This is a genomic window from Pseudomonas sp. WP18, from assembly GCF_036689585.1.
Taxonomy (GTDB): Bacteria; Pseudomonadota; Gammaproteobacteria; order Pseudomonadales; family Pseudomonadaceae; genus Aquipseudomonas; species Aquipseudomonas chlororaphis_E.
In genome coordinates this window covers 3,156,133-3,169,155 of the sequence record NZ_CP144758.1, presented here as the reverse complement: position 1 = coordinate 3,169,155, position 13,023 = coordinate 3,156,133, and the positions used below count along the sequence as shown (strand labels likewise).

Here is a 13,023-nt window from a genome sequence, read left to right as displayed (position 1 = left end):
GCCGGCCAGCGGGAATCCTGTGTGGGAGGCAATAGTTTTTCATGGCGCGCGACTTGCCCCATACTTCGAAAAAATCCACACGGATGCCTCGGCCCACATGCTTGAGAATACCCCCCAGTCGCCGCGCATAAACCAGGAGCAGCGCTTTCGCCTGCTCATCGACGCTGTGGTCGACTACGCGATCTACATGACCGACCCCTCGGGCATCATCACCAGCTGGAACTCCGGTGCCCGGCGTTTCAAGGGGTATGAGGAAGCGGAGATCCTGGGTGAGCATTTTTCGCGTTTCTACACGGATCAGGATCGCGCCGCCGGCCTGCCGCAGCGGGCGCTGGAGACGGCCGTGCGCGAGGGGCGTTTCGAGGGTGAGGGCTGGCGGGTGCGTAAGGACGGCACGCTGTTCTGGTCCCATGTGGTGATCGACCCGATCATCGACAACCAGAGCGGTGAACTGCTCGGGTTCGCCAAGATCACCCGCGACCTCACCGACCGCAAGATGGCCGAGGAAACCCTCAAGCAGAGCGAGCAGCAGTTCCGCCTGCTGGTGCAAAGCGTCACCGACTACGCCATCTACATGCTCGGTCCTGATGGCCAGGTCACCAACTGGAACCAGGGCGCGCAACGCATCAAGGGCTATCTGCCGGCCGAAGCCATCGGCCAGCATTTTTCGATGTTCTATACCCCCGAGGACCGCGCCGCCGGTGAACCGCAGCGGGCGCTGAGCATCGCCGCCAGCGAGGGGCGTTTCGAAAAGAAGGGCTGGCGCGTGCGCAAGGACGGTACGCGTTTCCTTGCCCACGTGGTCATCGATGCGATCCGCAGCGACACCGGGACCCTGCTGGGGTTTGCCAAGATCACCCGCGACATCACCGATGCCACCCAGGCGCAGCAGGCCCTCGAACAGGCCCGCGAGGCGCTGTTCCAGTCGCAGAAACTGCAAGCCATCGGCCAGCTTACCGGCGGCATCGCCCACGACTTCAACAACCTGCTGACGGTCATCCTCGGCAACCTGGAAATCGTGCGCAAGCGCATGCCGGACGATCCGAAACTGGCTCAATTGCTCGACAACGCGACCCAGGGCGCGTTGCGCGGCGTATCGCTGACCCAGCGGATGCTGGCGTTCGCCCGGCGGCAGAAGCTGAGTGCCGAGTCGGTCGAGTTGCCGGTGCTGGTGCAGGGCATCAGCGGCTTGCTGCAAAGCTCCATGGGCCCTTCGATCCACATCCAGACTCGCTTCACCGAGGCGCTGTCGCCGGTGCTGGCCGATGTCAACCAGTTGGAGTTGGCGATCCTCAATCTGGCGACCAATGCCCGGGACGCGATGCCCCATGGCGGTAGCATCCTGATCGCCGCCGACGAGCGCCTGGCCACCGAGGCCGGGGCGCAGGCGTCGTTGAAGCCGGGGCGCTACGTCTGCCTGTCGATTACCGATGAAGGCGAGGGCATGGATGAGGCCACGCTGGCCTCGGCCGTGGAGCCATTCTTCACCACCAAAGGGGTCGGCAAGGGCACGGGCCTGGGATTGTCCATGGTGCACGGCCTGGCCGAGCAGTTGGGTGGCCGCCTGATCCTCGAAAGCCAGAAGGGCGTGGGCACCAGCGCGCAGTTGTGGTTGCCACTGGCCGATAGCGCAGCGTCGGAGAAGGCCGTGGTCGAGGCGCAGGCAGCGCCTACCCCTCCTGAGTTGCTGGTGCTGGTGGTCGATGACGACAGCCTGGTGCTGACCAGTACCCGCCTGTTGATCGAAGACCTCGGGCACCGGGTCTTGTGCGCGCATTCAGGGTCGCAGGCGCTGGAACTGCATGAGCGCAACCCGGACATCGACCTGGTGATCACCGACATGGCCATGCCGCAGATGGACGGCGCCCAACTGGCGAAGTTACTGCGCGACCGGCAGCCGGACCTGCCCATCATCCTCGCCACCGGCTACGCCGAACGCCTGGAAGGCTTCGCCAGCCAATTGCCGCGCCTGACCAAGCCGTTCAAGCAGATCGACCTGGTGCAGGTCATCGGGCAGGCAATGAATTAGGCGGAGGCTTGGCCAGGCCCTTTTGGCAAGCGTGCACTGCCTCTGGTCCATTGCCTTGAACTTGCCCGGCGGCGCGGGTTTCCAACGAACCTCATTTGCCACCAGCGACCCTTCACGCAATGCCCAGAATATTGACCGGCCAGACGCCGGAAGAAGAATTGAGCGAACACAATGCCAAGCTGTTCGGCTCGCCCAAGGAACGACTGGATTTCTATCGGCGTGAAATCCAGTACGAAACCAGCATCCTCGCCAATCGGACCGATGCCTACCTGGCCGCCCAATCCTTCCTGGTGATTGCCTTTGCCTCGTGCATGGCCAACCTGAACCCGGAGTGGGGCAAGTTGTTCACCCTGATCGTGCCGCCGTTCCTGGCGCTGCTGGGGTTCCTGAGTTCACTCAATGCCTGGCCGGGGATTCGAGCGGCCTACGAGATCATCGACCACTGGCACTTCAAGCAGAGCGAACTGCTGCGCGCCGAGCCGGTCATGGGTTTGGTCTACGACGAGTCGCCGTTGTTCAGCGAGCGGGAATCGACCCACAAGGGGTATCGCAAGTCGCTGCTGTTTTCTGTGCGCACACCGTGGATCTTCGCCACGTTCTGGGTGCTGCTGGGGGTGTATGCGGTGCTGATCCAGGTGACGGATCCGATCGGCTGAGGGTCAGCCGGTTTTCTGCCGTTCGTACCACGCCAGGGTGGGCTGGGTACTGACCCCATGAACCAGGATGCTCAAGGCCACCACCGACAACGTGAGGTTGATGCACAGCTGCGCCGCTTGTGGCGCCAGGTCATGGTTCAAGGCGAAGAACAGGTAGAACAGGCTACCGATGCCGCGAATGCCGAACCAGCCGATCAACAGCCGTTGCGGTGCGTCCAGCAAGCGGCCCCAAGGCATGAGTAACACGCTCAACGGGCGAATGACGGCGAAGAGCAGGGCGCCGATGGCCAGGGCGCGCCAGTCCCAATGGGTGGCGAGCACCACCCCGAGCAGCGTCACCAGGAACACCTCCATCGCCCGCTCCACCAGGCTGCCGAAAGCCAGCATGTCACTCATCATCACCCCGGCAGCCACCTGGCCGTCGCCCAGGGACTGGGTATCGCCGAGCACCGCCTCGCGCGGATCGACGGCCTCATGGCCCACCACCGGTTGCACCAGGTGCTCCGCTGGCGGGGCATCTTCTTCATCGGTGGATTGCACCTCGGCCTGGCGCAGCCCGAGACCGGCGGCAAACACCGAGAGAAAGCCATAGGCATGCACGGACTCGGCGGCGACATAGGCCAGGGCAATCAGCGCCAAGGCCAGGTAATCGTTGGGTGACAGCGTGCTGTCGGCGTTCTTGATGCGCATCGATAGGGTCAGCTTGCCGATCCCGCGTCCCATCCAATAGCCGATCAGCAGGCCCGCCGGCACCGCCCACAGGACATTGCGCAAGGCCCACTCGCCGACAAAGCCACCGTCTTCACGCAGCATCAACAGCCCAAGGATCACGAATGGGAAGGCCGAGCCGTCGTTCAGGCCGGCTTCACCGGAGAGGCCGAAACGCACCCGGTCGTCATCCCGCGCATCGTTGACCTGCACCAGGGCCGCCAGCACCGGGTCAGTGGGCGCCAACATCGCGCCGATCAACATCGACACACCCCAGCTAAGGCCGAACAGGTAGTGCAGGGTCAGGCACAGGCCCGCAATGGAAAGGATCATCACCGGGCCCGCCAACCCATAGGCAACGCGCCAGGTCCGGTTCTTGAAGGGCAGGCGCAGCTTGAGGCCGCTGACGAACAGCGAGAACACCACCGCGATCTCCGTGAGATGCTCCATCCAGACGGACGAGTCGGTGATGTCCAGCTTCAGCAAACCCAACCCCGCCGGCCCGATGGCAACGCCCAGCACCAGGCACATGGCTGACGTGGTGACCGGCATCCAGCGCAGGTAGGAGGAAGTGAGAGCCAAGGTCAACAACACGGCACCGAGCACCGCTACCCACACTGTGAAGATCATGGTTGCTCCTTGGGTGTCGGACAGGTCAGCCGCGATGTTCATTCAAGCTGGCAGAAATTGTGGCGAGGGGATTTATCCCCGTCGGGTTGCGAAGCGACCCTAAGATCTTGCAGCTCTGTATACCCGGATGCCTTGGGGCCGCTTTGCAGCCCAGCGGGGATAAATCCCCTCGCCACAGGTTCCGTTATTCTTTCGAGGCCTGGAGCGAAGCGAGGGTTCCCACTAAAACGGAACCGCCCCGTTTATCCGGCGGCCTGTTCATCGGAGGGAATTTTTCGTCGCACGCGGGGCTCTGCACCTTAAGAGACGTGCTGAATCAGCGTCCTGCCGTGAACCAATGAGGCCCTTATGACTGCGCTGACACCCCTCCAATCCCGGCCAGCCACCCTCCATCCCGTCAGGGATGCCGGGCAGGTGCGCCAATGCTATGAACGGCTGCTCCAGGGCCCCGACGATGCGGACAAACACGCCGTCGCACAGGCCTTCATCCAGTCGTGCCTCGAACAGGCCCGGGCCTTGCCCCAGGAAACCCCCGACGAGCCGCAGGCCCTGCAAGCCTGGGTCGAAGCCCACAGTGCCGGTGTAGCCCGGCAATACGCCGATTACCTGGAGCGGCGCAAAAACGGCGGCCCGCGGGAGTACTTCAGCGGCAAGGCCCACGCGCTGTATTTCCTGCAAGCCGTGGCGCCGACCAAATTGGTGGACGGTGCCTGGCTGTACGGCGTATTGAAACATTGGCAAGACCACCGGTTCGACGGCCTGCTGTGCACGTATCTGGAGGAGCTGGGCGACGGCCATCCGGCGCAGAACCATGTGGTGATCTACCGTAAGCTGCTCGCCGAACACGGTTTGGTCGATGCCCCGGACATCGACGATGAGCGCTACCTGCAAGGGGCTGTGCAACTGGCGCTGGGCTACGCCGGCGATGAGTACCTGCCGGAAGTGATTGGCTACAACCTGGGTTACGAGCAGTTGCCCCTGCACCTGTTGATCAGCGCCTACGAGCTGAGCGAACTGGACATCGACCCGTACTACTTCACCCTCCACGTGACCATCGACAACGCCAGCACCGGCCATGCCCAGAAGGCTGTGCAGGCACTGATGCAATTGATGCCGATGGCGGCGGATCGCGAGGCGTTCTGGCAGCGGGTGACCCTGGGGTACCGGCTCAATGACCTGGGCCAAGGCAGCCGGGCGATCATCGAATCGTTCGACCTCGGCCGTGAAGTGCTGGACATGCTCGAACGCAAGCGCCCGTTCGGCCAGCACATGCATTCCGATTACTGCAAGTTCGAAGGCAAGACCGTCAACCAGTGGCTGGCGGCCCCCGGCCAATTGGAAGGCTTCCTTGAGGCGATGCAGAACAAGGGCTGGATCAAGCGCCACCAGGATCCGCAAGACAGCCGCTTCTGGATGCTGATCGAAGGCGCAGGGGCGGCGATGTTCGGTGTGTTCAGCCCCTATGAGAAGCAATTGCTGCACGACTGGATCGCCGGTGACTGGTTGCACAAGAGCGAGCGCAACCGTCCGCGCCGCAGCTTCGGCACCACCAGCGAACCGCAGACGCCAATCGACGACCCCGATGTGCAAAGCCTGCAACAGACGCTGCGCAGCCAGTCCCCCGATGAGCAGATGCAGACCTTGATGCCCTGGCTCTCGGCACGCTGTCACAGCCATCCGGCCGGGCTGCTGGCCACGCGTCGTTTCATCGAACTCAAGTCCGCCATTCGCTAGGGAGCCCTGCATGAATCAGGAAGATCGCCTGTCCACCTCCGACCTGGCGCTGTTGCAACTGGGGCGGCGCCTGCAAGCCGACGGTTACCGCTTCATCACCCCGACGCCGTTGACCCATGAACGGGTCAACCAACGGCCCGGCAACGAGCACTCCAAGACCCTGCGGGATGTGTTCGGCTGGTCGCGGCCGTTTGCTCCCGGGCTGATTTCGGCCGATGAGCAGCGACAATTGCAAGAAGCCGAGGTGCTGGAGGAACGCGATGGGTTGCTGCGCAGCCGAGTGCGCTGGTCGAGCCTGGACGGCTTGTTGTTCGCCCATTCGCAATTTCCCACCCAGGCCAGCGACGCGGTGTTCTTCGGCCCGGACAGCTACCGGTTCGCCCAACTGATCCATGCCCACCTGCAACAGAGTTTCACGGCGGTGCATCGGGCCGTGGACATCGGCTGTGGCGCCGGTGTCGGCGCCATCGTGATCGCCCGGGCCCGGCGCGAGGCCCAGGTGCTGGCGCTGGACATCAACCCCCTGGCCTTGCGCCTGACAGCGGTGAATGCCGCCCTGGGCGAGGTGGCCAATGTCGAGATTGCCCGCAGCGACGTCCTCCAGGATGTCGAGGGCGATTTTGACCTGATCGTCGCCAATCCACCGTATATGGCTGACCCGTCGGAACGCGCCTATCGCCATGGCGGCGGTGTGCTGGGCGCCGGGCTGTCGCTGCGCATCGTCGAGCAGGCCTTGCCCCGGCTGACCCCCGGCGGCTCGCTGGTGCTCTACACCGGCGTGGCGATGGTCGATGGCCGTGACCCGTTCCTGGAAGCGCTGGAGCCTTGGCGCGACTCGGCGGAATTTGGCTGGACCTACAAGGAACTGGACCCGGACGTGTTTGGCGAGGAACTGCTGACGCCGGGTTACCAGGAGGTGGAAAGGATCGCCGTGGTGGCGTTGGTCGTGACCCGCATTGGCGCGGGTATCGGAGGGATTATCGATGAACAGGCGTCTGAAGTTCGGCATTGAAGAGGAGTACTTCGTCACCGACCTGCAAACCCGGTGCATGCCCACCCAGCCGCCTGCCGAGGCAGTGGCGGCATGCCGGGCCGAGCTGGGCGAGCATTTCGCCCATGAGATGTTCCTCAGCCAGGTCGAGATGGCGTCGCCCATCTTCCTCAGCCTGGACGCGGCCGCCGACTACCTGACCCAGGTGCGCAGCGGCCTGACCCAGCGCCTGGCGCCGTTCGGCCTGGGCCTGCTCAGCGCCGGCTCCCATCCGATGGTCACTCAGGGCTTGCAGCCCACGGATGAGCTGCATTTCCAGCAACTGTTCGATGATTACCAACGGGTGGCACGGCGCAGCGTGCTGTCGGGCCTGCATGTGCATGTCGAGGTGCCGGTGGACCGTGACCGGGTGCGGGTGATGAACGAGATCCTGCCGTGGTTGCCGATGTTTCTCGCGTTGAGCGCTTCCTCACCGTTCTGGAACGGCGCCTACACAGGCTTCAGCAGTTACCGCCAGGTGGCCTGCGATGAATGGCCACGCATGGGCGTGCCGGAATATTTCCAGGACGAATTGGCGTTTGCCGGGTACGTCAACCTGCTCATGCGCACCGGCTCGATTCATCAGCCCAGCGATTGCTGGTGGATCCTGCGACCGTCATCGCGCTACCCCACGCTGGAGTTGCGCATCTGCGATGCCTGCCCGCGGGTCGAGGACGTGTTGTGCCTGGTCTCGTTGTTCCGGGTGATGGTGGCCCACGCCATCGACCAGCCCCAGCCGGGCGCCGGGTACAGCCTGACCTCACACTGGACCCTCAAGGAAAACCGCTGGAGGGCCAAGCGTCACGGCATCCTCGCCGAGTTCATTGCCGAAGGGCAGGAGCAGCCCATGCTCATTGGCGAATGGCTGACCGTGGCCGAGCAGACCTTCGGTGAAACCGCCGCCGAGCTGGGCTGCCAGGAGGTATTCAAGCAGGCACGGCGCATCGTCCAGGAAGGCACCAGCGCCGACCGTCAGATCGTGCTCTACGAACAAGGCCTGTTGCTGGGCGACTCCGTGGAGCAGGCCTTGAGCCGGGTGGTCGATCAATTGGTGTCGGAGAGCGCCGGGCTGCCGGTGGCCGACCCGACGCTGCAACACGTCGCAGGTGGACCATGAGCGCCAAGACCCTTGACGACTACAACCGCATGCGAGATTTCGGCGCCACCTCGGAACCGGCGGCGAAGCGGCGTCCGCGCAAGTCAGCGAAAACCACCCACGCCTTGCAGTTCTGCATTCAGAAGCACGACGCCTCGCGACTGCATTACGACTTCCGCCTGGAACTGGATGGCGCGCTCAAGAGCTGGGCCGTGCCCAAGGGGCCGTCGCTGGACCCCAAGTCCAAGCGCCTGGCGGTTCACGTCGAAGACCACCCGCTGGACTACGCGACTTTCGAAGGCAACATTCCCGAAGGACATTACGGCGCGGGGGATGTCATCGTCTGGGACCGGGGCGTATGGATTCCCCAGGGCGATCCCCATGAAGCGTATGAGAAGGGCCGGCTCAAGTTCGAACTGCAAGGCGAAAAGCTCGCCGGCCTGTGGAACCTGGTGCGCACCCACATGCCCGGCAAGCAGGAGCAGTGGTTCCTGATCAAGCACCAGGACGACGCCGCGCGCCCCGAAACTGAATACGACGTGGTCCAGGCCGAACCGGACAGCGTGCTCAGCGAGCGCACCCTGGTGCCCAGGCGGCGGGGCAAGGCCGCCGCGGCGAAAGCGATCAAGCAACCCGAGAAAGCCCAGGCAAAACCGCTGAAAAAGCGCGGCAAGACCACCCTTGACGGTGCAGTGGCCGGCCCCCTCCCCGAAACCCTCAAGCCGGAACTGGCGACGCTGGTCGAAAGCGCCCCCGACGGCGAGTGGCTCTATGAAATCAAGTTCGACGGTTATCGGATCATGGCGCGGATCGACCACGGTGGAGTGCGCCTGATCACTCGCAACGGCCATGACTGGACCCACAAATTGCCCACACAGGCCGAGGCCCTGGCGGCGCTGGGGCTGGAGTCGGCCTGGCTCGACGGCGAGATGGTGGTCGCCAATGAGCACGGTGTGCCGGATTTCCAGGCCCTGCAGAATGCCTTCGACGCGGGCAGCAGCGGCCAGATCGCCTACTACCTGTTCGACCTGCCTTATCTCAACGGCATGGATTTGCGCAACGTCCCGGTGCAAGACCGCCGCACGGCGCTGCAAGCCGTGCTACAGGCCAATGACAGCCCCTTGCTGCGTTTTTCCGATGCGTTTGAGCAAACCCCTGAAGCGCTGCTCAACAGCGCCTGCCAGATGCAGATGGAAGGGCTGATCGGCAAGCGCATCGGCAGCGTCTATACCTCCCGCCGCAGCAGTGACTGGATCAAGCTCAAATGCAAGAATCGCCAGGAGTTCGTGGTGATCGGATTCAGCGAGCCGAAGGGCGCCCGCAGTGCCTTCGGCGCTTTGCTGTTGGGGCTGCACGACGCCGACAGCGGCCAGTTGCGCTACGCCGGCAAGGTTGGCACCGGGTTCAACGAAGCGACCCTCAAGAGCATCCACCAGCAACTGCTGCCCCTGGAGCGTAAGAAGCCCGCTGTCATCAACCCGCCGACCGGTTACGAAGCCAAGGGCGTGCATTGGTTGGAGCCGACCTTGCTGGCCGAAGTCGCGTTCGCCGAGATGACGAAGGAAGGCTCGGTACGCCACGCGGTGTTCCATGGCTTGCGCGACGATAAACCGGCCAAGGCCATCACCCAGGAGCTAGCGAAACCCGTGGACAAGACCTCCGCCCAAAAAACTACCGCCAAGCGCCCATCCAAGGGCGACGCGAAGCCTGCCGCAGCCAAACCCAAGGCAAAAGCCAAGGACAAGGCCGGCGACACGTCGGCCTTGGACGGCAAGGTACGGATCACCCACCCCGATCGCGTCATCGATGCGACCACCGGCACCACCAAGCGGCAGTTGGCCGAGTATTACGCCAGTGTCGCCGAGTTCATCCTGCCGGAACTGGCCGAGCGCCCAGTCGCACTGGTGCGTGCACCGGACGGCATTGCCGGCGAGCTGTTCTTCCAGAAAAACGCCGAGCGCCTGGCGATTCCCGGCATCACCACCCTGGACAAGGACGTCACCGGGCAGCCGGTGATGATCATCAACAATGCGCAAGCGCTGATTGGCGCGGTGCAGATGAGCACCGTGGAACTGCACACCTGGAACGCGACGACGGTGGACCTGGACAAGCCCGACCGCTTTGTCCTCGACCTCGACCCGGACCCGGCGCTGCCATGGAAGCGCATGGTGGAAGCGACGCAACTGACCCTGTCGGTGCTCGATGAGTTGGGTCTCAAGGCGTTTCTCAAGACCAGTGGTGGCAAGGGCATTCACATTGTCGTCCCGCTGACTCGAAAAGCCGGATGGGACGAGGTCAAGGATTTCAGCCACGCCATTGTCAGCCACATCGCCAAGCTGCTGCCAGACAGGTTCTCGGCCGTCTCGGGTCCGAAGAACCGGGTCGGGCGGATCTTCATCGATTACCTGCGCAACGGCCTCGGCGCCACGACGATCTGCGCCTACGCCGTGCGTACCCGCGACGGGCTGCCGGTGTCGGTGCCGATCTACCGCGACGAGGTGGCGCAACTCAAAGGGGCGAACCTGTGGAACGTGCACAACGTCCATGAGCGGCTGGCGGAGGTCGGGCATGAGCCCTGGGCCGACCTGAAGAAAACCCGCCAGAGCATCACGGCGGACATGCGCCGACGGATAGGCATGAAGAAAACGGCCAAGTAGGGCCAGGCTTCCTGCGGGGATGGCTTATGTGGGAGGGAGCTTGCTCCCGCTGGGGGACCACAGCGGCCCCTCTGATAGTTTTATGCCCTCATGGGGCCGCTGCGCAGCCCAGCGGGAGCAAGCTCCCTCGCCACACTCGCCACATAAGCAGCCCCTCTGTGATCAACCCACCGGCACCCGCAGGTACTCCGGCTGCAACACGTTGAACCAGAGCAGGATCATTTCCACCAGGATGGTCACCAGCACCAGCAAGCCGACGCCCCACACACAGGCCGAGTAGAGCAGCCCTTGTTCCTTCCTGAGGTTCATGAACCGCGGCAGGCCGACGAAGAGCAGGAACGTCGAGTAGGCCGACGCGGCCAGCAACACGGCCACCGCCAGCCAACGGCTCGGATAGAGCCCGGAAATGCCGGCCAGGAAATACGGCGTGGCGGTGTAGGCGGCAAAACCGATGCACTGGTTGAGGGACGGGCGCGCGTCAAAGGTACGGGACATCCAGCGAATGAACACCCCCATCAGCGCCACGCCGGCGACGATGGTCAGGTACAGCAATACGCACAGTTGCAGGGCGCTAGCCTGGGTCAGCCGTACGGTTTCGTTTTCCGCCAGGCCCCAGCCGGTCCAGGTGATACCGATGAACAGGCAGGCGGCCGGAATCAAGGCCAGCAACAGCAAGTGCGCCAGGTAATGACGCGGGTGAGCTTGCTCTTCTTGGCGAATGTCCTTCCAGGCAAACTCAGGGTGGGTGAACAGTTTGACGAAAAGTGCAGACATGACGACCTCCTGATCGTGACAGCCTCAGCGTGAGGCCCTGAAATTTTGAGGTGCACCGCGCGCCCGAGGTTTCATTTATTTGGCCCGCGCAGGCGACCTCCGATCAGACGGAATGAATTGGTGGCCATGGGGTCAACCCATCAGCACCCTTGGAGGATCGTGTGCCATGACAGTTGCCCGGAGGATGGTTGATTACTTGCGTGAGCACGACTTGCGCCTGACCACGGCCGAGTCCTGCACCGCCGGCCTGATCGTCACGATACTGGCCGAAATACCGGGCAGTGGGTCGCTGATCGAGAGCGGCTATGTGGTGTATTCCCCCGAGGCGAAGCAGCGACTGCTGGGCGTCAGCCCGCGGACCATCGACACCTTCAATCTCACCAGTTGTGAAGTGGCCGAGGAAATGGCCCTCGGCGCGCTGCACGATGCCGACGCCAACGTGGCCGTGGCCACCACCGGCATCCTTGGGCCGGACGACATGGACGGCATTCCGGCCGGCACCGTCTGTTTCGCCTGGGCCTTCGAAGTGCACGGCAGGCGAGCATTGTTCAGCCGCCGGGAACGCTTCTTCGGCAGTCGCAACCAGGTGCAGTTGTGCGCCGCCGAGCATGCGCTGCTGCAACTGCGGCATTTCCATCAACGCGCCCTGGCGGGTGAATCGAGATAGGTGGACGCCATGCCCCGGCACAGCGAGCCAGAGGATTTTCACAGCCGCACGTTTCCGGTGCGCGAAGACATGGCCTATCAACTCAAAGTCTGGCGGTTCGAGCGGGTCGGTTGGTATGGACTGGTGCTGCTGGTGATCCTGACGTTGCTCGGCCTGTTTTCCCGTGGGCCGTTGAGCTCTCGCGAGGTGCGAAGCGACGATGGCGGGCTCACCGTCGAGTATGAAAGGTTCCACCGTAACGGTTCCACCAACCCGCTGACTGCTCACCTCAAGGGCGCGCCCAACGCAGTGCTCGAAGTGGAGTTGGGTGGCGATTGGCTAGAAGGCTTTGACGTCGAGGCCTTGCAGCCCCAACCCTTGCGTTCGGCGGCCGCGGGTAAAGGTATGAAGTTCTGGGTGCAGGCCGACGCCCAGGGCCAGGCTACCCTTTATCTGTCCGTCCTCAGCGATGGCCTGGGAACCTACCACAGCCGCATCGCCATCCCCGGTGGCCGCTCAGTCAGTTTCGAACAGTTCGTTTTCCCTTAGGTGACCTATGGATTCCGTGTTGCGCGCCGCCGCGATCTATGTGGCATTGCTGGTCCTGTTCAAGATTGCCGGCCGCCGCTCGCTGGCGGAAATCACCACCTTCGATTTCGTGCTGCTGATGATCATTGGCGAGGCGACGCAGCAAGCGCTGTTGGGCGACGATTTCTCGCTGACCAACTCGCTGATGGTGATCGTCACGTTGATTGCCATCGATGTCGGCTTGTCGCTGCTCAAGCTGCGCTCCAAGTGGGTATCGCAATTGATCGACGGCGGGCCGACCATAATTGTCGAGGACGGTCGGATACTGCATGGTCGCCTGCGCCATGCACGGTTGGTGGAGGAAGACATCATGGAGGCGGCGCGCGCGAGCCAGGGCATCGAGACCCTGGAGCAGATCAAGTTTGCGATTATCGAGCGCAACGGGAAGATCTCGGTGATTGCCAGGGAGTCAGCCTGAGCGCGACCCCTAGCCTGACGAGCGAGCTGTGTGGCGAGGGAGTCCCCCTCGCCACGG

At 63.5% G+C, this 13,023-nt stretch carries 11 protein-coding genes; 9 read left to right on the top strand and 2 right to left on the bottom strand.

Annotated features, from left to right (window positions below):
• Positions 1–97: 97 nt before the first annotated feature.
• Together V5F23_RS14110 and V5F23_RS14105 are read left to right on the top strand one after the other, a co-directional pair.
• Positions 98–2,029 (top strand): PAS domain-containing sensor histidine kinase, encoded by a 1,932-nt coding sequence (locus V5F23_RS14110; protein WP_042728834.1) that lies wholly within the window; start codon positions 98–100, stop codon positions 2,027–2,029.
• Between the two features lie 119 nt (positions 2,030–2,148).
• Positions 2,149–2,685 (top strand): hypothetical protein, encoded by a 537-nt coding sequence (locus V5F23_RS14105; RefSeq protein ID WP_042728833.1) that lies wholly within the window; start codon positions 2,149–2,151, stop codon positions 2,683–2,685.
• A 3-nt stretch (positions 2,686–2,688) separates the two neighbouring features.
• Here V5F23_RS14105 and V5F23_RS14100 read toward each other — a convergent pair whose 3' ends face one another.
• A complete protein-coding gene (locus tag V5F23_RS14100; protein ID WP_042728832.1) occupies positions 2,689–4,023 on the bottom strand; it encodes a cation:proton antiporter in 1,335 nt (444 codons plus the stop codon).
• Between the two features lie 348 nt (positions 4,024–4,371).
• Between V5F23_RS14100 and V5F23_RS14095 the strand changes: the two genes are divergently transcribed.
• The 4 genes from V5F23_RS14095 to ligD are packed head-to-tail and all read left to right on the top strand — an operon-like array spanning position 4,372 to position 10,540.
• Positions 4,372–5,757 carry an iron-containing redox enzyme family protein gene (locus V5F23_RS14095; protein ID WP_042728831.1) on the top strand — a complete coding sequence of 462 codons (1,386 nt, stop codon included), beginning with the start codon at positions 4,372–4,374 and terminating at the stop codon, positions 5,755–5,757.
• 10 nt (positions 5,758–5,767) lie between these two features.
• Positions 5,768–6,769, top strand: coding sequence for a class I SAM-dependent methyltransferase (locus V5F23_RS14090; protein WP_042728830.1), 1,002 nt, complete (start codon positions 5,768–5,770; stop codon positions 6,767–6,769).
• On the top strand, positions 6,741–7,904 hold the full coding sequence (locus tag V5F23_RS14085) for a carboxylate-amine ligase (RefSeq protein WP_042728829.1): 1,164 nt from the start codon (positions 6,741–6,743) through the stop codon (positions 7,902–7,904). The genes V5F23_RS14090 and V5F23_RS14085 overlap by 29 nt, the downstream gene beginning before the upstream one ends.
• Positions 7,901–10,540 (top strand): DNA ligase D, encoded by a 2,640-nt coding sequence (ligD, locus tag V5F23_RS14080; protein WP_338498839.1) that lies wholly within the window; start codon positions 7,901–7,903, stop codon positions 10,538–10,540. Before V5F23_RS14085 ends, ligD begins: the two co-directional genes overlap by 4 nt.
• Positions 10,541–10,702: 162 nt before the next feature.
• Here ligD and V5F23_RS14075 read toward each other — a convergent pair whose 3' ends face one another.
• Positions 10,703–11,314, bottom strand: coding sequence for a Yip1 family protein (locus V5F23_RS14075; protein ID WP_212803837.1), 612 nt, complete (start codon positions 11,312–11,314; stop codon positions 10,703–10,705).
• Positions 11,315–11,480: 166 nt separating this feature from the next.
• On the opposite strand from V5F23_RS14075, the gene V5F23_RS14070 reads away from it, so the two are divergent.
• Genes V5F23_RS14070 through V5F23_RS14060 form a run of 3 tightly spaced genes read left to right on the top strand, consistent with a single transcriptional unit; the run spans position 11,481 to position 12,966 of the window.
• Positions 11,481–11,981, top strand: a complete 501-nt coding sequence (locus V5F23_RS14070; protein ID WP_212803836.1) for a CinA family protein — start codon at positions 11,481–11,483, stop codon at positions 11,979–11,981.
• Positions 11,982–11,990: 9 nt separating this feature from the next.
• On the top strand, positions 11,991–12,509 hold the full coding sequence (locus tag V5F23_RS14065; RefSeq protein WP_042732059.1) for a hypothetical protein: 519 nt from the start codon (positions 11,991–11,993) through the stop codon (positions 12,507–12,509).
• A gap of 7 nt (positions 12,510–12,516) precedes the next feature.
• Entirely contained in the window at positions 12,517–12,966 is a 450-nt protein-coding gene (locus V5F23_RS14060; RefSeq protein ID WP_047738647.1) for a YetF domain-containing protein, read from the top strand.
• Positions 12,967–13,023 lie beyond the last annotated feature (57 nt).